The organism is Adlercreutzia sp. CNCM I-6216 (assembly GCF_977113345.1).
This window is the reverse complement of the sequence record NZ_CDSBIE010000001.1, coordinates 371,681-390,970: the sequence shown is the minus strand read 5'-3', so window position 1 is coordinate 390,970 and position 19,290 is coordinate 371,681. Positions and strand designations below refer to the sequence as shown.

At 64.9% G+C, this 19,290-nt stretch carries 19 protein-coding genes; 15 read left to right on the top strand and 4 right to left on the bottom strand.

All coding sequences use genetic code 11. The annotated features are described in order from the left end of the window. Positions 1-2 precede the first annotated feature (2 nt). The gene (hisA, locus tag ACYVRU_RS01590) at positions 3-794 is read left to right on the top strand and encodes a 1-(5-phosphoribosyl)-5-[(5-phosphoribosylamino)methylideneamino]imidazole-4-carboxamide isomerase (protein WP_461185657.1); all 792 of its coding nucleotides are present in this window, start codon (positions 3-5) and stop codon (positions 792-794) included. Between the two features lie 178 nt (positions 795-972). Continuing rightward, positions 973-1,737, top strand: coding sequence for an imidazole glycerol phosphate synthase subunit HisF (gene hisF / locus ACYVRU_RS01585; RefSeq protein ID WP_461185656.1), 765 nt, complete (start codon positions 973-975; stop codon positions 1,735-1,737). A gap of 6 nt (positions 1,738-1,743) precedes the next feature. Here the strand turns inward: hisF and ACYVRU_RS01580 are convergent, their stop codons facing one another. The 3 genes from ACYVRU_RS01580 to ACYVRU_RS01570 all read right to left on the bottom strand — a co-directional run bounded on the left by ACYVRU_RS01580 (position 1,744) and on the right by ACYVRU_RS01570 (position 2,919). Beyond that, positions 1,744-2,046: a nucleotidyltransferase family protein gene (locus ACYVRU_RS01580; RefSeq protein WP_114540497.1), complete on the bottom strand. Its 303-nt coding sequence runs from the start codon at positions 2,044-2,046 to the stop codon at positions 1,744-1,746. A gap of 225 nt (positions 2,047-2,271) precedes the next feature. Next, positions 2,272-2,715, bottom strand: coding sequence for a helix-turn-helix domain-containing protein (locus ACYVRU_RS01575; RefSeq protein ID WP_173112611.1), 444 nt, complete (start codon positions 2,713-2,715; stop codon positions 2,272-2,274). A gap of 30 nt (positions 2,716-2,745) precedes the next feature. After that, positions 2,746-2,919 carry a type II toxin-antitoxin system HicA family toxin gene (locus ACYVRU_RS01570; RefSeq protein WP_114540495.1) on the bottom strand — a complete coding sequence of 58 codons (174 nt, stop codon included), beginning with the start codon at positions 2,917-2,919 and terminating at the stop codon, positions 2,746-2,748. A gap of 152 nt (positions 2,920-3,071) precedes the next feature. On the opposite strand from ACYVRU_RS01570, the gene ACYVRU_RS01565 reads away from it, so the two are divergent. Then, positions 3,072-3,365: a helix-turn-helix domain-containing protein gene (locus ACYVRU_RS01565; RefSeq protein ID WP_114540494.1), complete on the top strand. Its 294-nt coding sequence runs from the start codon at positions 3,072-3,074 to the stop codon at positions 3,363-3,365. 8 nt (positions 3,366-3,373) lie between these two features. Next, positions 3,374-3,697 carry a phosphoribosyl-AMP cyclohydrolase gene (gene hisI / locus ACYVRU_RS01560; RefSeq protein WP_114540493.1) on the top strand — a complete coding sequence of 108 codons (324 nt, stop codon included), beginning with the start codon at positions 3,374-3,376 and terminating at the stop codon, positions 3,695-3,697. 126 nt (positions 3,698-3,823) lie between these two features. On the opposite strand, the gene ACYVRU_RS01555 is transcribed toward hisI, so the two are convergent. Next, positions 3,824-4,783 (bottom strand): DMT family transporter, encoded by a 960-nt coding sequence (locus ACYVRU_RS01555; protein WP_461185655.1) that lies wholly within the window; start codon positions 4,781-4,783, stop codon positions 3,824-3,826. Between the two features lie 189 nt (positions 4,784-4,972). On the opposite strand from ACYVRU_RS01555, the gene ACYVRU_RS01550 reads away from it, so the two are divergent. From ACYVRU_RS01550 to ACYVRU_RS01500, 11 genes are all read left to right on the top strand, one after another. Next, positions 4,973-5,857 (top strand): LysR family transcriptional regulator, encoded by an 885-nt coding sequence (locus tag ACYVRU_RS01550; protein ID WP_114540491.1) that lies wholly within the window; start codon positions 4,973-4,975, stop codon positions 5,855-5,857. Positions 5,858-6,141: 284 nt separating this feature from the next. Next, entirely contained in the window at positions 6,142-6,828 is a 687-nt protein-coding gene (locus ACYVRU_RS01545) for a transaldolase family protein (RefSeq protein ID WP_022740185.1), read from the top strand. Next, positions 6,825-8,840: a transcription termination factor Rho gene (gene rho, locus ACYVRU_RS01540; RefSeq protein WP_461185654.1), complete on the top strand. Its 2,016-nt coding sequence runs from the start codon at positions 6,825-6,827 to the stop codon at positions 8,838-8,840. Before ACYVRU_RS01545 ends, rho begins: the two co-directional genes overlap by 4 nt. 33 nt (positions 8,841-8,873) lie before the next feature. After that, positions 8,874-10,124 (top strand): signal peptide peptidase SppA, encoded by a 1,251-nt coding sequence (gene sppA / locus ACYVRU_RS01535; protein WP_288220459.1) that lies wholly within the window; start codon positions 8,874-8,876, stop codon positions 10,122-10,124. Then, positions 10,108-12,129 carry a class I tRNA ligase family protein gene (locus ACYVRU_RS01530; RefSeq protein WP_461185653.1) on the top strand — a complete coding sequence of 674 codons (2,022 nt, stop codon included), beginning with the start codon at positions 10,108-10,110 and terminating at the stop codon, positions 12,127-12,129. The genes sppA and ACYVRU_RS01530 overlap by 17 nt, the downstream gene beginning before the upstream one ends. An 820-nt stretch (positions 12,130-12,949) precedes the next feature. Then, the gene (locus ACYVRU_RS01525; RefSeq protein ID WP_461185652.1) at positions 12,950-14,098 is read left to right on the top strand and encodes a hypothetical protein; all 1,149 of its coding nucleotides are present in this window, start codon (positions 12,950-12,952) and stop codon (positions 14,096-14,098) included. 249 nt (positions 14,099-14,347) lie between these two features. Further along, on the top strand, positions 14,348-15,166 hold the full coding sequence (gene rpsB, locus ACYVRU_RS01520; RefSeq protein WP_022740179.1) for a 30S ribosomal protein S2: 819 nt from the start codon (positions 14,348-14,350) through the stop codon (positions 15,164-15,166). 39 nt (positions 15,167-15,205) lie between these two features. Next, positions 15,206-16,066, top strand: coding sequence for a translation elongation factor Ts (tsf, locus tag ACYVRU_RS01515; protein ID WP_022740178.1), 861 nt, complete (start codon positions 15,206-15,208; stop codon positions 16,064-16,066). A 132-nt stretch (positions 16,067-16,198) separates the two neighbouring features. Then, complete coding sequence (gene murA, locus ACYVRU_RS01510) at positions 16,199-17,479, top strand: UDP-N-acetylglucosamine 1-carboxyvinyltransferase (protein ID WP_022740177.1); 1,281 nt, start codon at positions 16,199-16,201, stop codon at positions 17,477-17,479. Positions 17,480-17,487: 8 nt separating this feature from the next. Continuing rightward, positions 17,488-18,999, top strand: a complete 1,512-nt coding sequence (locus tag ACYVRU_RS01505; RefSeq protein WP_418686936.1) for an LCP family protein — start codon at positions 17,488-17,490, stop codon at positions 18,997-18,999. 60 nt (positions 19,000-19,059) lie between these two features. Beyond that, on the top strand, positions 19,060-19,290 hold the full coding sequence (locus ACYVRU_RS01500) for a NifU family protein (RefSeq protein ID WP_022740175.1): 231 nt from the start codon (positions 19,060-19,062) through the stop codon (positions 19,288-19,290).

Here is a 19,290-nt window from a genome sequence, read left to right as displayed (position 1 = left end):
CCATGTACCTTCTTCCTGCCATCGATCTTTTGGACGGGCGCGCGGTGCGCTTGGCCAAAGGAGACTACCACGCCGTCACCGTGTACAACGACGACCCGGCGTATCAGGCCCAGCTGTTCGAGGAGGCCGGTGCGACGTGGCTTCATGTGGTCGATCTGGATGGCGCGAAGTCCGGCAATCCCGACAACTTGGAACTGGTGCGCGCGATTTTGGCGCGCACGAGCCTGAAGGTGGAGGTAGGCGGCGGCGTGCGCTCCCTGGAAGCGGCCGACCGTCTGCTGGATGCTGGCGCGACCCGCGTCATCTTAGGCACCGCACTTGTGCGCGATCCTGATTTCGCCCAGGCTGCTATAGAGAAGTTCGGCCCCGATGCCCTGGTTGCCGGCATCGACGCGAAGGCCGGCGAGGCCGCTGTGGCCGGCTGGACTGAAGGGTCGGGCGTGGCCGCCGCCGACCTGGCCCGCCGCATGGCGGCGCTGGGATACGAGCACCTCGTCTACACCGACATCGCCCGCGACGGCATGCAGACCGGCGTGGAGAACGAGGCCTACGCGAAGATGGCCGCCGCCTTCGGCAATCCGGTCATCGTTTCCGGCGGCATCGCCACCGCAGCTGACATCCGGGCGCTGGCCCCCATCGCCGACGCCGTGGAAGGCGTCATTACCGGTCGGGCCATCTACGAGGGCACTCTTACCGTGGCCGACGGCGTTGCGGCGTGCGACGGCACCTTCCAGCTGTCCGACCAGCTAGAAGAGGAGGAGCGTCCCCTGACCATCGAAGAGCTGGAAAGCTAGCAAACAAGGAAGAGCAGCCCGGGCGACGCCGGGTGCCTTGACCGAGCGAGTTCCGCAGATGGTATCGAAGGCCAAAAGGGAAAGGGAGCAGTTGGCCTTGACGCCTTCGATACCAGCGAGGACTGTCTGAGCGAATCAAGGTACCCGGCGGCGCCCGGGCGGACGGGTTGAAGAGAGTATGTTAACAAAGAGAGTAATCCCCTGCCTGGACGTAAAGGACGGCCGCGTCGTGAAGGGCGTGAATTTCGTGGGCCTGCGCGATGCGGGCGACCCCATCGAGCTGGCCCGCGCCTACGACGAGCAAAAGGCCGACGAGGTCATCTTCCTGGACATCACCGCCACGAGCGACGATCGCGCCACCACGGTGGAGCTCGCGAGCCACGCTTCGGCCGAGCTGCATCTGCCCTATTGCGTGGGCGGCGGCTTCCGCAGCGTGGTCGACATCCGCAAGATGATCGCCGCCGGCGCCGACAAGGTGTCGGTGAACTCGGCAGCCGTGGCGAACCCCCAGCTCATCACCGATGCAGCTCGGGCCTTCGGCACGCAGGCGATCCTCTGCGCCATCGACGCGAAAGCGGTGCCCGGCAATCCCAACAAGTGGGAGGTCTACGTGGCCGGCGGTCGCAAGAACACCCATATCGACGCCATCGAATGGGCCCGCGAGGCGGCCCGGCGCGGAGCGGGGGAGATCCTGCTCACCTCCATGGACCGCGACGGCAGCCGCGACGGCTTCGACTGCCACTTGACGCGCTCCGTGGCCCGGGCCGTCGATATCCCCGTCATTGCCAGCGGCGGCGTGGGCAAGCTGGAACACTTCGCCGAGGGCATCATCGAGGGCGAGGCCGACGCCGTGCTCGCCGCCAGCGTCTTCCATTTCGGCGAGCTTACCGTGCGCCAGGTAAAAGAATCCATGCGCGCCGCCGGCATCCCGGTACGGCTTTAGGCGAGCTTAGGATTTCGCATAAAGAAGATTTCTGTCTTTCAGGTAGCGCTGTTGAGCGCGCGGGTGGAAGGAATTGCTGCCGCACACGACATCCACGGAGCGACCGAGGGCAGCCTCCAGAGCAACGCCGGGTCCTCCCAGGGAGAAGAGCGTGATGGAGTCGCCGCATTCGATGCAAATATCGACGTCTGATTCCTCGTCGGCCTCATTGCGAGCATAGGAGTCAAAAAGATAGGCTTCGGTGATGTCGTATCGCGGCATCACCTCACGAACGGCAGAGGAAATGGTATGTTCATCCAGCGTCTTCATAGTGCAAGTTTAGCATAACCAGCCAGGGGATCGTCGATGGGCAGGAAGTCGTTGTGGGATGCGACGAGGTTTCCTCTTTCAGATAGATGCTCGTGTTGTTGAGGTTGTTGCTGTTCGACTTTTGCCGCAGAGCTTCGTGCTTGGAGTGAGAATTCTCCCATGCTTGGATGAACTCGGGATCACGTTTACTTCGCTTCTGCACATAACGCTCAATGTCATTAGTCGTCATTCGCGCTTTCCGGCCTTTGGCCTTCCCGCTGGGGCGCGGGAGGCAAGGCGCGCGTCGATGCTGGCTTTGGTCACCCAGGTGTTGCGGCCGTCTTTCCAACCTTCTAGAAGGCCCGAATGCAGCATAGCCGTCACGCGGCTGCGGCTGACGCCGAGTAGTTCCGCCGCCTGAGCAGCGCTCACTTTCTCGATGTCGTCCAGTGTGACATCGACGGACACGATGAGTCTCACGCCTCCGTGAGAGGGCTCGTGGTCGAACGTTGCCTTGGGCGGTGTCTCGCCGCGCATCAGGTATTCCCGAGCGAGCTCCCTCAAAAGGTCGGCCGCCGACTCGCAGACATCTTCCACGTCGACGCCCTGGGTGATGCCCACAAGATCGAAAGGTGCAGCAATCCACGCGAACTCCCCGCGCCACATTTCGAATTCATAGGTATATTGCATCTCTTGCTCCTTGATCATCTGGCTGATCTTCTATAAAAGGCCTGCCTGCTTCTTCAACTCCCTGAATACCTCATCCTCGATTTCTCGGTGTCTCTTGATCATGATGGTTGTGCGGCCGTTGGTGAACTTCTCGTGCTTCGTGCCGCCGACGGACCAGAACCCGTGATTTTCGAAATACCTTATGACATCCCTTCTCTTTGTCATGCTCTCTCCTTAGTAAGATAATTATGAATTGAATTTATAAAAAGTCAACTGCTAACGTGGTTTCGCAACAAACTTGCGTTTGAATCGTAGTCGAACTATAATGCAACCATCGCTTTAGCAGATTACGAACTATAGTGCAATAGGAGATTTGAATGGCTAAGGAGAACAGCGTTATCGATTGGGAGGCCTACGGGACGTTGCTGAAGGCGGCGCGGCTGGCCAACGGGTACTCGCGAGGCAAGAAGCTCACCGACGCGGTGGAGGAGAAGACGGGCATGAGGATCTCGGAGCGCACGATTTACGCGCTGGAAGACGCCTCGCGCGCACCTTCCGCCGATATCTTCCTCGCGTTGCAGCAGGTGCTGCCCGAGCTGTGCGATCCGGAATACATGCGCCCGGCCTTCCGCAAGGCCGACATCAAGGTCATGCTCGTCACGCTGCCCTAGGAGGAGAGGTGGATCTTCCCGAGTTGAAGTACAACGAGGCGGGGCTCATCCCCTGCATTGTGCAGGACGCCGACACGGGCGAGGTGCTTATGATGGCATGGATGAGCGCCGAGTCGCTGGCGCTCACGTTGGAGCGCGGCGAGACCGTGTTCTGGAGCCGTAGCCGGCGCGAGCTGTGGCACAAGGGGGCCACGAGCGGCAACACCCAGAAGCTGGCGGATCTGCGCTACGACTGCGATGCCGATACCCTGCTCGCGCTGGTGCATCCGGCCGGCCCCGCCTGCCATACCGGCGAGCGAACCTGCTTCTACCGCTCGATGCTGGAGAGGTAGCTGGTTGCTCGCGTTTTGCGCTCGTCGAGCAAAGGCGCGAGGGGCGTTTTAGGTGGATGAGTCCAAGGATCAATGCTCAGAAGCTGGAAAGCTTGTCCCGCGAGGCTCGGTGATGCCGGGTGCGGCCTAGGCCGCGTGGTGCAGGACGCGACGCTGGGCGCGCACGAGGCGCACGTAGGCGCGGCGCATCCGGCGTCGCTGGGCAGCCGGCATCTTCACGCGCGCCTCGCCGACAAGCGCGCCGCCGATGATGCAGCAGGCACCGGCGAGCTGCACGGGCGTCATCATCTCGCCGAGCACGAGCGCCCCCAGCACCACGGCCGTGAGCGGCTCGGCGTAAGCGCACACCGACACGGTCTGCATGGGCAGCTGGTCGATGGCCCGGTAGTAGAGGAAGTAGGCCAGGGCGGTGAACACGGCGCCCAGGGCGATGACGGTGGGCCACGAGCTTGAGGGGATGCGGCCGATGAAGGCGAAGCCCTCGCCAGCCGCGGCCACGGCGAGGGCCACCGCCACCGCCGTGGCGAGTTGGATGGTGGTGCAGGGGATGCCGGTGATGTCGCGGGCGAGCTTGTTGAAGATGACCATGCCAGCGGTGCTGGCGGCCGCGGCGAGTCCCATGAGGATGCCGGGAACCGACAGCGTGCCCTCCAGAGCGGACGCATTCAGCAAAAGCAGGCCCCCCACCACGATGGCGAACCCGACCACCACGGGAATCCGCAGGTGCTCCTTGAACAGGAGGGGGGACAGCGCCATGGTGATGACCGGGGCCGTGGCGGCCAGAACGGCGCCGAGGCCCACGCCGAGCAAGCGGTAGGCAGCAAAAATGGTCATCATGGCGAGACCGAGGCAGGCGCCGGAGAGGGCCACGAACAGGTACTGGCGACGGCCGACGTGCCGGGGCAGTCGCTGGCGGGTGACGACGAAGATCAGGCCCATGGACAGCGCGCCAATAATGAGGCGCATGAGGCAGACCTCGAAGGCCGACAGCGGCAGCGTGCTGGCAACGATGCCCGACGATCCGAACATCATGACGGCTGCAATGAAGCACAGAAGGTACTTCATCGATGCGATCTTCGTGCGCATGGCAAGCCTCTCCTTCTCGGTGCAGGGCGCGGGGCTCGCAGGCTCAGCGCGCCGCCTCCTTCCTTTTGATGCAGCTGCATTATGGCGCTTGACAAATCCCTTGAAAAGCGAAACTATTTCATAGTTCACATGAGAAATTCTCATAATATGAGGCAATGAGGCACGAAGCAACGAGGGGAAGAGGGAGCTGTGGACGCCAACATTCAGAAGTACCAGGCCTTCGTGGAGGTGGCCGATGCCGGCAGCTTCACCAAGGCGGCCGAGACGCTGGCCTACTCCCAGTCGGGCATAAGCCACATGGTCTCCGATTTGGAGCGCGACTGGGGCGTGGCGCTGTTCGAGCGGAGCCGCCGGGGCGTGGTGCTGACCGGCGACGGCGCACGGCTTCTGCCTGAGGCCCGCGCCCTCTGCGAGAGCTTTCGAGCCCTGGAGGCCACCGTGGACGAGGTGCGGGGCCTCGAGACCGGTCTCATCCGCATCGGCGTGTTCCCGAGCGTGGCCGCCCATTGGATCCCGCGCATCATCAAGCGCTTCAACGCCGACTACCCGGGCATCGACTACAAGCTGCGGGTGAGCGATTACACCGAGATCGAGGAGTGGATCGCCGCTGGCACCGTGGACTGCGGCTTCGTGATGCTGCCGTTGCGCACCGATGCGCGGCTTGTCGTGCGGGCCTTGGAGGAGGACGAGTTTCTGGCCGTGCTCCCGCGCGACCATGAGTTGGCGAGCGCGGAGGTGTTTCCCGTGGAGCGCCTGGCCGAGCTGCCGCTGCTCTCGCCGGCATCGGAGTCCGACGACGAGCTTTTAGAGTTTCTGGAGCGGTGGGGCGTGCGGCAGAACCCGCATTTCACCTCATGGGACGATCGGGCCATCCTCTCCATGGTGGAGTACGGCATGGGCGTGAGCGTGCTGTCGCGCCTTATGCTGCGGGGCCTGTCCCAAAACGTGGTCACGCTGCCCTTGTCCGATCCGGTCTTCCGCACCATCGGCGTGGCCTATCGCAGCGCCGGTCACCTTCCTTTGGCCACCCGCCGCTTCCTCGATTACTTGGAATTTCGCAAAGAAGAGGAGTGAGCGCGGACGGCCTGAGCGAATTGGAATGCCGTCGGAACGCCGACTGGCTCCCCTCCGAGTTGAGTCGCGGGCAGTCTGTGCTTTTTCTTGTGCGGCGCGGTCGGTTGCGCTACTATGGTTCCAGCTCTGAATCTTGGGCGCGATGGCGCCCCACTTCCTTCCCATAGTCCCGTATCGCCCATTTTCAACGTTCTCTCGGTTCGGGTTCGCAGTGCGCTTTACCGCGGTCGATTCGAGCGCCATTCCCATTCCTTTGCCTGTAAACCTCAAGAAGGAGGATGAACGTGAAGTTCTTTCTGGACACGGCCGACCTCGCCGAGATCGAGGAGGCGGCCAGCTGGGGCGCTTTGGCCGGCGTGACCACCAACCCGACGCTGTACTCGCGCATCGGGGGCAAGCTGGACGACTTCCACGCGCACATCAAGCGCATCTGCGACATTGTGGGGCCGGATTGCCCGGTGTCCGCCGAGTCGGTGGCCATGACCCGCGACGAGATCGTCCGCGACGGCCGGGAGCTCGCCGCCATCGCGCCGAACGTCGTCGTGAAGATCCCCACCATGGTGGAGGGCCTGGCCGCCACGCGCGCGTTGGCCGACGAGGGCATCCCGGTGAACATGACCTTGTGCTTCACGGTGCCCCAGGCCATTTTGGCCGCTCGCGCCGGTGCCCGCTACATCTCGCCGTTCGTGGGCCGCTTCGACGACATCTCCGAGGACGGCCTGGCGCAGCTGGACGACGTCGTGCGCGCCATCGGCAACTACGACTTCTCCGAGGACACCGTGAACGGCGAGCAGATCGAGATCATCGCCGCCTCTATCCGCAGCGCCAACCATGTGACCCAGGCCGCTCTCATGGGGGCCGACATCGCCACGGTTCCCTTCGGCATTCTGAAGAAATGCGTGCAGCATCCGCTGACCGACCGCGGCCTTGAGTCGTTCCTCAAGGACTGGGAGAAAGTGCAGAACGCATGAGCGATACCCAAGAGACGATGACGACGGAAGCGGCCACCCCGGAGGCGACCCCCGAGAAGCCGAAGCGCGGCCGTCCCCGCAAGAAGGCAGAAGAGGCCCCGGCGCCGGCACCGACACCGGCTGCCGAAGGTGCCGAGGCGTCAGCCGCTCCGGCCAAGAAGACGACGCGCCGCCGTGCTGCGGCCAAGCCCGCCGACGAGGCCGCATCTCCCGCAGCCACCGAGGCGCCGACGGCCGAGGAGGCGCCGAAGCCGCGCCGCACCCGCGCCCGCAAGACGCCCGAGCCGGCGGCGGAGGAGGGGACGGGTGCCGCGACCCACACAGCACCTACGACTTCCGAGACTTCCGAAGAGGCTCCCAAGCCGCGCCGCGCCCGCGCCCGTAAGGCGGCATCCGAGCCGACGGCCGGCGCGGAGGAGAAGGCCCCGCAGGCCAAGGAGCCCGAGGGCGCCGAGGCGTCCGCAGCGGGCACCGGCACGTCCGAGGCGCCCGCGCCCGCCGATGCCCCCGAGTCCAAGGAGGCTCCTCGCCGCGAGCGCACCACCACGACGGTGATCCGCCGCCGCGACCGCGAGGAGCGCCGCCAGAACCAGAGCGGCCAGAACCAGAACGGCCAGGGCCAAGGCAAGAACAGCCAGAACAAGCAGAACGCCCAGAACAGCCAGGGCGGCAAGAAGAACAAGAAGAACCGCCACGAGAATCGCAACCGAGAGCCTCAGCCCTCCGTCTCCAAGGAGGAGCTGACAGAGCTCAAGGTGGCCGACCTGCGCGCTCGCGCCGCCGAGGCGGGGGTGGATGCCGCGGGCCTGAAGAAGGCCGAGCTGGTGGACGCCATCTACGAGGCCGTCTGCAAGGCCGAGGGCTTCGCCGAGGTCACCGGCGTGCTGGACATCATGGGCGACGGCTACGGCTTTTTGCGCACTTCCGGCTACCTGCCCGGCGAGAACGACATCTACGTGGGACTCGCCACCATCCGCAAGAACGGCCTGCGCAAGGGCGATATGGTCACGGGCACGACGCGCCCGGCGCGCCCCAACGACAAGTTCGCGGCCCTGCAGAAGGTGTCGGCCGTCAACGGCATGGCCCCCGAGATCATGGCCCTGCGGCCGAAGTTCGCCGACCTCACGCCGGTGTTCCCCGACGAGCGCCTGCTCATGGAGCACGGGAAGAACACCACCACGGCCCGCGTCATCGATCTGACGGCCCCCATCGGCAAGGGCCAGCGCGGCCTCATCGTCTCGCCGCCCAAGGCCGGCAAGACCACCGTGCTCAAGGACATCGCCGCCGCCATCACGGCGAACAACCCGGACGTGCACCTCATGTACCTGGGCATCGACGAGCGTCCCGAAGAGGCGACCGACATGGAACGCTCCATCCGCGGGGAGGTGGTCTCCTCCACCTTCGACATGCCCTCCGAGAACCATATCCAGGTGGCCGAGCTCGTCATCGAGCGCGCCAAGCGCCTGGTCGAGCAGGGGAAGGACGTCGTCATCCTGCTGGACTCCATCACGCGCTTGGCCCGCGCCTACAACCTGGCGCAGCCCGCGAGCGGCCGCATCCTCTCCGGCGGCGTCGATTCCACGGCCCTCTACCCGCCCAAGCGCTTCCTCGGCGCCGCCCGCAACATCGAGAACGGCGGCTCGCTCACCATCCTCGCCTCGGCCCTCATCGAGACCGGGTCGAAGATGGACGAGGTGATCTTCGAGGAGTTCAAGGGCACCGGCAACATGGAGCTGAAGCTCGACCGCTACCTGGCCGATCGCCGCATCTTCCCGGCCATCGACCCCATCTCCTCGGGCACCCGCAAGGAGGAGCTGCTCATGGATCCGCAGGAGGCCCCGCTCATCTGGGGCGTGCGCCGCATTCTGGCCAACACGAACTCCACCGAGCGCGCCATGGACATGCTCATCAAGTCGCTGAAGCAGACCAATTCCAACCAGGAGTTCCTGCTGCGCATGGCGAAGAAGATGCAGGCTCAGCAGGGTCGTGCGGACGATGGCATGGAACTGTAAGCCCGACGAATCCGGCCCGACGAAAGAGGCATCATGAGCGATCAAAACCAATGGCAGAACGCCGCCTGGGGCGCACCGCAGGAGGGCGCCCCGTCCTCGGGCGGCACGTCGGCGGGGCAGGGGCAGGGCGCCCCATCGCAGCAGGCCGCTCCCCAGCCTCCCTATCAGGTGGCTCCGCAGCCGCAGGCGCAGGCAAATCCCTACGGCTACGCCGCTGCCCAGCCGCGCCCGACTGCCGCCTATGCCGCCCAGTCTCAAGCCGCTTATGCCGCGCAGCCCCAGTCGCAGCCGGCTGCCGCCTACGCGGCGCCGGCCCAGGCTCCCTACGGCACCGCGGCTGGGGCCGTCCCGGCCCAGCAGCCCAAACGGCGCGGTTGGATCGTCGGTCTGGCCGCCGTGCTGACGGTGCTCATCTTGGGGGTGGCCACCATCGGGTCGTGCACCTCGGTGTTCACCAGTTCCATGGGGGCCTTCTCCTACGAGTCGCCCTCCTGGGCCGACACGGTTACCGGAGACACCGTGGGCATCATCAACATCAGCGGCACCATCCAGTACGACGGCACCACCTCAAGCCCCGAGGGGCTTAAAAGCCAGTTGGACGCCGCCGAGCAGAACCCGCATATCAAGGCGGTCGTGCTGCGCGTGAACTCCGGCGGAGGCGTGGCCACGGCCGGCGAGGAGATGAGCACCTACATCCGCGACTTCTCCAAGCCCGTGGTGGTCTCGAGCGCCTCCATCAACGCGAGTGCCGCCTACATGATCTCGTCCCAGGCCGACTACATTTTCACGGACAAGACGACCTCCATCGGCTCCATCGGCGTCATCATGTCGGTGACCGACCTGTCGGGGCTCTACGAGAAGCTGGGTATATCCGTCGAGAACATCACCTCGGCCGACGCCAAGGACTCCGGCGCCGGCAACCGCCCGCTCACCGAGGAGGAGCGCGCCTGGTACCAGGATCAGGTGGATCAGATCAACGAGGTGTTCATCAACTTCGTCGCCGAGGGCCGCGACATGCCGGTGGAAGACGTGCGCGCGCTGGCCACGGGCCTTACGTTCACCGGCATGGACGCCGTGGAAAACGGGCTGGCCGACGAGTTGGGCACCCAAGAGGCCGCCGTGGCGAAGGCCTGCGAGCTGGCCGGTATCGCCGATGCTGATACCGTGTATCTGCAGTCGTCCACGAGCGATTTGTCGCGCCTTCTGGATATCATGGGCACCGAAGATTCGCTGGATGTTTCCGGGACACTGAAGGAGTTGGAGAACCGTGTCGGACTTGAATAGCAGAGAGCGGGTCGAGTGGCCCGCCCGCGCCGTGGTGACGGCGGGCATGCCCTATGGGAACAAGCCCTTGCACTTCGGCCACATCGGCGGTGTGTTCGTGCCCGCCGACGCCTTCGCGCGCTTTCTGCGCGACCGCATCGGCGCCGAGAACGTCCGTTTCGTCTCCGGTACCGACTGCTTCGGCAGCCCCATCAACGAGGGCTACCGCAAATTGGTGGAGGCCGGCGAGTTCGACGGCACCATCGCCGACTACGTGCTCGCCAACCACGAGCGCCAGAAGGCGACCCTCGAGGCCTTCCAGGTGAGCCTGGACATCTACGAGGGCAGCGGCATCGGGCACGCGGGCGACGTGCACCAGATGATCTCCGACCAGTTCATCGAGCGCCTGCACGAGAGCGGCCACTTGAAGCTGGACTCCACCCTGCAGTTCTACGACGCTAAGGCCGGCACCTTCCTGAACGGCCGCCAGGTGCAGGGCCACTGCCCCGTGCAGGGCTGCAAGTCGGAGCACGCCTATGCCGACGAGTGCGATCTGGGACATCAGTACGCCCCGGTGGACCTCATCGCCCCGGTATCCACGCTCACGGGCACCGTCCCCGAGATGCGGCCCGTGGAGAACTGGTACTTCGATCTGCCCGGGTTCGAGGACTTCCTGAAGGGCTACGTGCGCGAGCTTGAGGCCGACGACGAGGTGCGCCCGGTGGTGACCAAGGCCATCGCCGAGTTTCTGGCGCCGCCCGTGATCTTCGTGAAGAACGAGCACTTGGAAGAGTACGAGGCCATGGCCGCCGAGCTGCCGCCCCACGAGTTCCGTCCCGCCGAGGGCAACAAGCAATCCTTCGAGATAGAGTTCGCCTCCATCGGCGAGCGCGATCGGGCCCGCGACGCGCTGGCCGCGGCAGGCCTGCGCTTCCGCACCTCGAAGACGCTCGTGCCCTTCCGCATCACCGGCAACATCGAATGGGGCGTGCGCGCTCCCGTCATCGACGGCGTGGAGGGGCTCACGGTGTGGTGCTGGCCCGAATCGCTGTGGGCGCCCATCTCGTTCACCATCACGATCAACGACGAGCAGGGGATGCCGCGCACGAGCTGGCGCGACTTCTGGTGCTCCGACGACGCTCGGGTCTACCAGTTCATCGGCCAGGACAACCTGTACTTTTACGGCGTGGCCCAGCCGGCGCTGTGGGAGGCTCTGCGCCCCGGCGGCCTGTTCGCCGAGGGCCCCGACTCCCAGATGCGCCAGACCACGCTCGTGGCGAACCACCATATGCTCTTCGGGAAAAAGAAGGCCTCCTCGTCGGGCGCGGTGAAGCCGCCCACGGGCGAAGAGCTGCTGGAGCACTACACGCCCGAGCAGCTGCGCGCCCACTTCCTGGCGCTCGGGCTCGACCAGAAGTCCGTCGGCTTTTCCCCGAAGCCCTTCGACCCGGACCCGGCCAAGCGCGACGATCCGCGCTACGCCGACCCGGTGCTCAAGGAGGGGGCGCTGCTCACCAATGTGTTCAACCGCCTCGCCCGCAGCTGCTTCTACGAGGCGCAGAAGAACTTCGACGGCTGCATGCCTTTGGGCGCCGTGACGCCCGAGGTGCGTCGTCGCGCCTTCGAGGCGCTGCTCGACTACGAGGAGCGCATGCACAAGGTGGAGCTGCACCGGGTGATGTCGGTGTGCGACGAGTTCATCCGCTGGTCGAACAAGTGGTGGGCCGACGGCATCAAGGCCGCCGAGGCGTCCGAGGACGCGGATGCGCGCCGCCAGGTGCTTGTGGACTCGTTCTACCTGCTGCGCGTGGCCTGCCTGCTCATGCATCCCGTCGTGCCCGTGGGCTGCGAGAAGATCTGCGACTACCTGAGCTTCGATTTCAACGACTTCTTCAGCTGGAACTTCGACTTCGACTCCAACGAAGAGCTCTGCCCGGCCATCGAGACGGATGCCGGCGCCCACCGCATCCACGAACTCCCTCCGCGCTTCGATTTCTTCCGCAAGCACGAGAGCCAGTACAAGTAAGGCTATCTTGCCAGAGCAATGATCCTCGAGAGCCCGCTTTTGCGCGGGCTCTTTTTCATCTGGCGCACTGGCCGCGCAAACGGGAGCGCGCAAGCGAGAACGCGAAGGCCGGGCATGGGCGGATCGGGTGAGGATGCGGGAGCGCGAGCAGATCGGGTGAGCAAACCAGGGCTCCGTTCAAGCCAGAGCTTCGGTTTGCGGCAAGCTCCCGTTTGCTTTGGTTTCGGGATTGTTGTGCGGTTGGGACGGTCGAGGATGCCGTGCCACGATTCCCGGCGATCAAAAAAGCACATTTTCCAAGTATTTTTGTTGCGCGATTGAGCTAGTCAAGATAGAGGTATGGAATAATACCAGTTCAACAAGGTGATTGAATAAGGCAATATATGATCCGCATTTGGCAGATTTGGAAAATGTGATATTTTGGTCAGCAGAAGTTGGAAAATGTGTTTTTCTGAAAGGCGAAATTGATGACCGCGCTGAAAGTGACCAAATTGGCACATTTTCCAAATTCGGCTCCGCGATGAGCTCCCGGTACTGCGGGTCCAATGTGTCGAATCGGGGGTCGTGGCCGTTGTTGCGTGTCGGATGTTGCTGACAGGGATGTTGCTGACAGGGATGTTGCTGACAGGGATGTTGCTGACAGGGATGTTGCTGACAGGGATGTTGCTGACAGGAGATTATGGCCCATCGTTGCGTGTCGGGCGCTGCCGACGGGAAGTCGTGGCCCGGTGCTGCCGACGGGAAGTCGTGCCCCGGTGCTACATGCCGGTTGTTGCGGGCTAAGAAGCGCGGCTGGGCTTCTTAGCGAAGGGGGAGAGGAATGGCTACGATTGTCGAGGGTCTTACGGCGGCGCAATGCTGGACATGCGATCGCTTTTATGGTTTGTTCTTCGGGGAAACTGTTAGCTTGGAGATGGGAAATCGGATTCCCAAACTGCGTCCTCCGCTGGGGAATCCCGACACTGAAGAGCGTGCATGGTGGCTGGCGAGCGATCGGCTGGGGGTTGTATACGAGGAAGCTCTGGCGTACGCAGAAGCTGCGGAATCCGGTATGGCGTTCAAGCCGTCGAAACCTGTGATCGAGAGGGTGCTCGAACAGGGTGCCGGCATGGTGGACGCGCCGATCCGTGTGATGGTGCCCAACAAGGCGTCGCGTCTGTCGGCGGCTGATTTGACGTGCTGCCTGAGCAGCACCGCGCCTGCGGAGGGCTCCTTCGTTCGCGGCCCTGGGGAAGGGCTGCTGATAGCCGGCCCCGAACTGGCGGTGCTCCAACTGGCCCTCAAGCTTCCGATGCCGAAGCTCGCCGAGCTGATTTGCGAGCTGTACTCCACCTATTACTACGATCTCGCCGAAGTGCCTCAGCTGAGTCGCAACGAGGACGGATTGCTCAGTCGGGTAGAAGTGCAGGAATGCGCGCGCAGCAACCGACCAGTTCCGGTCTCGTGTCTTCGCGCCATGGAGTGGTTTAGCGCGCAATCGGCTAGCTCGAAAGCGGGCCGAGCCATGGCCCGTGCGGTGCGCTACGCTGTCGACGGCTCCGCCTCTCCCATGGAGACCGCGTTGGCGCTCATGCTGTGCCTTCCGAAGACAGCCGGTGGTTACGGGCTTCCCAAGCCGCAGATGAATCGCGTGCTGCCTCTCGATGCGGAGACGGGGCGGGTGCGCGTGGCCGATCTATTTTGGCCCGAAGCTAAGATAGCGGTGGAATACGACAGTGATGCCTTTCATGCGGAAAAGGAGAAGTTGCGCCGCGACGCGCTCAGGCGCAATCAGCTGGAATCCCAGTCGGTGACGGTGCTCACGGCGACGGCGGAGCATTTGTCATCGCTTGCGGCGCTGGATGAGCTGGCGGGGCAGATCGCCCGCGCCTTGGGGCGCAGCCTGCATCGCGGACGCCTCGCGGCTGCGGGAGAGCGGGCGGCACTGCTCGCATCCTTGAAGCAGCGCAGCATAGAGGGACTTCGCTGATCGGCTGAGGATTTTCTTGCTGCGCGCGGGGACACCCGGCGACTGGGTTGAATTGCGCGTACTTTCTTTGCGCAATCCCTTGCATTGGCGGGGGATTGTGCTATTTTAGACAGGCTGTCTTCGCAGGCGTGCGATGGGCAGCGGCAACTATCACACATGCTCGGGCGACCGAACTTCGCGAGTGGCCACCGGAAAAGGCTGCGAAGGGGCGGGATGACCTCGGGCAGAGGACTAACGAATGGAGTGATCATGACGAAAGTCAGCATTACCACGCTGCTCGATGCCGGTGCGCACTTCGGGCATCAGACCCGCCGCTGGAACCCGAAGATGAAGCCGTACATCTTCGGCAATCGCGGCGATATCTACATCATCGACCTCAAGCAGACCCTCTACGGGCTCGATGCCGCCTACACCTTCGTGAGCAACCTCACCCGCAAGGGCGGCACCGTGCTGTTCGTGGGCACCAAGAAGCAGGCCCAGGAGGCCGTCTCCGAGGCCGCCAACCGCTGCGGCATGCCCTATGTGAACGCCCGCTGGCTCGGCGGTATGCTCACCAACTTCGCCACCATCCGCACCCGCGTGAAGCGCATGGAGGAGCTGGAGGCCATGGATGCCGACGGTCGCATGGCGCTGCTTCCCAAGAAGGAGCAGATCCTGCTGCACAAGGAGCTCGCGAAGCTGCAGACCAACCTCAACGGCATCCGCAACATGAAGAAGGTGCCCGACGCTATCTTCGTGATCGACACCAACCGCGAGGGCATCGCCCTGCACGAGGCTCATCGTCTGAACATCCCCGTGGTGGGCACGCTCGACACCAACTGCGATCCGGACGACGTCGATTACGGCATTCCGGCCAACGACGACGCCATCCGCTCCGTGCGCCTGCTCGCCGACTTCATGGCCGACGCCGTCATCGCCGGCACCGGTGCCGATGTGACCGCCGCCGAGATGGCCGGCGAGGCCGCTGCCGCCGACGCCGTGGCCGAGGTGGCCGTCGAGGCCGCCGCCGACGTGGCCGAGGGCGCTGGCGCCGAGGTCGTTGCCGACGTGGTCGCTGACGCCGAGTAACCGACTCAGTAAGATACTCATTCCCCAAAGGAGGAATTCATGGCTAACATCACCGCTTCCATGGTGAAGGAGCTCCGCGAGATGACCGGCGCGGGCATGATGGAGTGCAAGAAGGCCCTGGCCGAGGCCGAGGGCGATATGGAGAAGGCCGTCGACGTGCTGCGCACCCGCGGTCTCGCCGCCGTGGCCAAGAAGGCCGGGCGCGCCACCAACGAGGGCACCGTCATGGCCATCGTGAACGATGCGTGCACCACCGGCGCCGTGGTCGAGCTGAACTGCGAGACCGACTTCGTGGGCATGAACGAGAAGTTCAAGGCCTACGCCGAGAAGATCGCCAAGGCGGCCCTCGCCGCCAAGCCGGCCGACGTGGAGGCGCTCAAGGCCGCCGTCATCGATGGCGAGACTGTCGAGGACGTGGTCACCGACTGCATCCATGTGATGGGCGAGAACACGCAGCTGGCCCGCGTGGCCGTGGTGGACGCCCAGGCCGTGTCCGCCTACATCCACGGCGGCGGCAAGATCGGCGTTCTGGTGACCTTCAACGTTGAGGGCATCGATCCGGCCTCCGACGCCTTCCAGAAGTGCGGCCGCGACATCGCCATGCAGGTGGCCGCTCTGAACCCCGTGTCCGCCACCCGCGAGGACGTGCCCGCCGACGTGGCCGCCCACGAGATGGAGATCTACAAGGCCCAGGCCGCCGAGTCCGGCAAGCCCGAGGCCATCCAGGAGAAGATCGCGCTCGGCCGCATGGACAAGTTCTACAAGGAGAACTGCCTCGCCGAGCAGGACTTCGTGAAGAATCCCGACCTCACGGTGGCCCAGTACGCCGATGAGTGCGCCAAGGAGATGGGCGGGAAGATCGCCATCACCGGTTTCGTGCGCTTCGCTCTGGGCGAGTAGCCGCAACTGGATGGATTTATTTCCAAAAGGAGGAAAGCCCGCGCGGGTGCGCGGGCTTTTTTCTATAATAGGGGCACTTGTGAATATTTGCATGACGCGGGGCGCTCGGGCGTTCCGGCAAAAGGACTAGAAATGAACCAGGAAGTCATCATCGTTCGGGGAAACCATACCCTCAAAGGCGACGTGCGCGTCTCCGGCGCCAAGAACTCGGCCTTGAAGCTCATGGCCGCGTCCATTCTGGGGCAGGGGGAGACGATCCTGCACAACGTGCCGCTCATTTCCGATATCGAACTTATGAGCGAGGTGCTCGCGCGTCTGGGCGCCACCGTGGTGCGCGAGGGGCATACCCTGCGCATAAACACTGCCGACGTCGACAGCTGCGAGACGCCCTACGAGCTCGTCTCGAAGATGCGCGCCTCCATCTCGGTGCTGGGGCCGCTCATCGGGCGTTTCGGCGAGGCGCGGGTGGCCATGCCCGGCGGCTGCCAGATCGGCGCCCGCAAGATCGACATGCACCTGGTGGGCTTGGAGGCCCTGGGCGTTGCGTTCGACGTGGATCACGGCGTTCTGGCCGCCACGACGCCGAACGGCCTGCGCGGCACCCACGTGTACCTCGAGTTCCCCTCGGTGGGCGCCACGGAGAACATGCTCATGGCCGCCGTGACCGCCGAGGGCCACACGGCCATCGAGAACGCCGCCTGCGAGCCCGAGATCGAGGATCTGGCGAACATGCTCAACGCCATGGGCGCGCGCGTGGCCGGCGCCGGCACCTCGCTCATCGAGATCGAGGGCGTGCCGCTCTCGACGCTCCACCCCTGCGAGCATACGACGGTGGGGGACCGCATCGAGGCGGGCACCTTCCTCGCCGGCGGCGCGCTTACCGGAGGCCCCCTCACCGTGCACGGCATCGACCCCGCTTTTTTGCGCATGGCCATCATGAAGCTTCGGGCCATGGGCTGCGATGTGGAAACCGGCGACGACTGGATCACCGTGCGCCGCGAGGAGCCCCTGTCCTCCGTGGACATCCAGACGCTGCCGCACCCCGGGTTCCCCACCGATCTCCAGGCTCAGTTCATGCTGCTGGCGGCCCTGGCCGATGACGTGTCGGTCATCACGGAGAACGTCTTCGAGAACCGCTTCATGTTCGCCGCCGAGCTCATGCGCATGGGGGCCGACGTGACGTTGGACGACCACCACGCCATCGTGCGCGGCGTCGATCATTTGGAGGGGGCGCCCGTGTCCTCCACCGATCTGCGGGCGGGCGCGGCCCTCGTGCTCGCGGGTATCGTGGCCGACGGCGAGACGAGTGTGCATCACCTCGAGCACATCGACCGCGGCTATGAGGACTACGTGGGCAAGCTGGCCTCCCTCGGCGCCGACATCCGTCGCGTGTCCGCGGATTCTCTCCGCTAGGGGCGTCCATGGCACTGCATGGCAAAAAGGCCCCTTCGGCCTCCCAGACCCGTCGCGTCTCCCGACGCGTGAACGATTCCATGATTGGCTCCCATGTGGAGCGCGGCTCCTCCGCTCGGGGGCGGCACGCTGCCGGCGCCGACCGTCCGGCCCGCGTCGACTTCTCCGACGGACGCCGCAGCCGCCGAGCCGACCGCGGCATGGTGGACCAGGTGGACGTGGGCGCCACGAGCGGCGAGAGCGACTCCGATTACGCTCGGCGCCGCGCCCGGCGCAGCTACGCCGAGGAGATTCAGGCCAAGGGGCGCCGCCGCAAGATGATCTTCTTCGGGGCGGTTGCCCTGCTCGTAGTCGTGGTGGCCGTTGTGGCGGGCACGGCGGCGTTCTTCGCCTGGTCCGATTCTCAGCTGTCCTTGGGCGACTCGAACGCCAAAGAGGCGCTGGCGGCTCCCGAGGAGGGCGCGCCCTATTACGCGCTGCTCGCCGCCGATCTCGCCAAGAACACGGCGGCTCCCTCCGCGTCTGACGAGGCCTACCTCGCCGTGCGCATCGACGAGAGCGCCCGCACGCTTACGTTCATCTCGCTGCCGCCCTCGGTGTCCGTGGAGCTTTCCGACGGCGAGCGCCACGCCCTGCGCGACGCCGCGTCGGTGGGCGGCGACGCTGAGCTTCTCCGGGCCGCCGGGTCGCTGCTCGGGGTTCAGTTCGCCCACTTCGCGTCCACCGATGCCGAGGGTCTCGCCTCCCTGGTCGATCTGGTGGGGGGCGTGCCCGTGGAGCTGTCCGAGGAGGTGGACGACCCTCGGGCCGGTATCCATGTGCTGGCCGCCGGAGCCCAGACGCTCGACGGCGCCCAGGCGCTCACGCTTCTGAGGGCGGCCAACTACAGCGATGCAATGGGAACGCAGGCGAAGATGCGGGCCCTGTTCACGGTGAACCTGGCCGAGCGCGCCACCTCGGGCGAGGGCCTTTCCTTCCCGAGCGTGATAGCCGACGGCGCGCCCTTCGTCTCCACGGACTGGACGAGCGGCCAGCTCATTTCCTTGGGCGATGCTCTCAGCCCCCTCACGGAAGCGACGGTGTATGCTGCCGTGGTTCCCGGGCGCCTTACGACTTCCGACGAGGGCGAGGAAACCTACGAGGTGTCCGACGAGGATCTCGCCGCGATGATGGAGGCGGTGAATGCGGGCAACTCGCCGGAGAGCTTCGAGGGCAACCTTGCCAATGTCGATCGCAGCCTCGTCACCGTGGAGGTGCGCAACGGCAGCGGCATTCAGGGAGCGGCGGCCCGCTGCGGCGAGCTTCTGACCTCGGCGGGCTACGACGTGAAATCCGTCGGCAACGTGGACGACGGCACGGTGTACCCCGAGACGCTCGTCATCTACAAGGACGAGGCCTTCGAAATCGCCGCCAAGGCCATCGTGAGCGACCTGTCCGCGGGGCGGGTGGTGAACGGCGGCGACTTCTACACCTTCGACACCAACGTTTTGGTGATCATCGGCACCGACTGGATCGGCTAGGCGCCCTCTGTGTTATGATGCTGGCCGATATAAGAAAACCTCTCACGATAGGAGTGACTCATGGTTGAGAAGTCCGATGTGGCCGCGGTGCTGGAGCTGATCCGCCCGAGCCTGCAGGCCGACGGCGGCGACGTGCAGCTGGTGGACGTGTCCGACGACGGCGTCGTCACGGTGGAGCTGCAGGGCGCCTGCAAGGGCTGCCCCATGTCCCAGATGACGCTCGCCAATGGCGTTGAGCGCATCCTGAAGGAGCGCGTGCCCGGCGTTACCTCCGTGGTGCCGGCGATGTAG

Excerpts from the sequence above, each read along its gene's own strand:
- rho (WP_461185654.1), top strand. The coding sequence starts at position 6,825 with ATGAGCGATACCCAAGAGACGATGACGACGGAAGCGGCCACCCCGGAG.
- hisF (WP_461185656.1), top strand. The coding sequence starts at position 973 with ATGTTAACAAAGAGAGTAATCCCCTGCCTGGACGTAAAGGACGGCCGC.
- ACYVRU_RS01575 (WP_173112611.1), bottom strand. The coding sequence starts at position 2,715 with ATGCAATATACCTATGAATTCGAAATGTGGCGCGGGGAGTTCGCGTGG.
- tsf (WP_022740178.1), top strand. The coding sequence starts at position 15,206 with ATGGCTAACATCACCGCTTCCATGGTGAAGGAGCTCCGCGAGATGACC.
- ACYVRU_RS01555 (WP_461185655.1), bottom strand. The coding sequence starts at position 4,783 with ATGCGCACGAAGATCGCATCGATGAAGTACCTTCTGTGCTTCATTGCA.
- murA (WP_022740177.1), top strand. The coding sequence starts at position 16,199 with ATGAACCAGGAAGTCATCATCGTTCGGGGAAACCATACCCTCAAAGGC.
- ACYVRU_RS01525 (WP_461185652.1), top strand. The coding sequence starts at position 12,950 with ATGGCTACGATTGTCGAGGGTCTTACGGCGGCGCAATGCTGGACATGC.
- ACYVRU_RS01505 (WP_418686936.1), top strand. The coding sequence starts at position 17,488 with ATGGCACTGCATGGCAAAAAGGCCCCTTCGGCCTCCCAGACCCGTCGC.
- ACYVRU_RS01565 (WP_114540494.1), top strand. The coding sequence starts at position 3,072 with ATGGCTAAGGAGAACAGCGTTATCGATTGGGAGGCCTACGGGACGTTG.
- ACYVRU_RS01580 (WP_114540497.1), bottom strand. The coding sequence starts at position 2,046 with ATGAAGACGCTGGATGAACATACCATTTCCTCTGCCGTTCGTGAGGTG.
- ACYVRU_RS01500 (WP_022740175.1), top strand. The coding sequence starts at position 19,060 with ATGGTTGAGAAGTCCGATGTGGCCGCGGTGCTGGAGCTGATCCGCCCG.
- hisA (WP_461185657.1), top strand. The coding sequence starts at position 3 with ATGTACCTTCTTCCTGCCATCGATCTTTTGGACGGGCGCGCGGTGCGC.
- sppA (WP_288220459.1), top strand. The coding sequence starts at position 8,874 with ATGAGCGATCAAAACCAATGGCAGAACGCCGCCTGGGGCGCACCGCAG.
- rpsB (WP_022740179.1), top strand. The coding sequence starts at position 14,348 with ATGACGAAAGTCAGCATTACCACGCTGCTCGATGCCGGTGCGCACTTC.
- ACYVRU_RS01570 (WP_114540495.1), bottom strand. The coding sequence starts at position 2,919 with ATGACAAAGAGAAGGGATGTCATAAGGTATTTCGAAAATCACGGGTTC.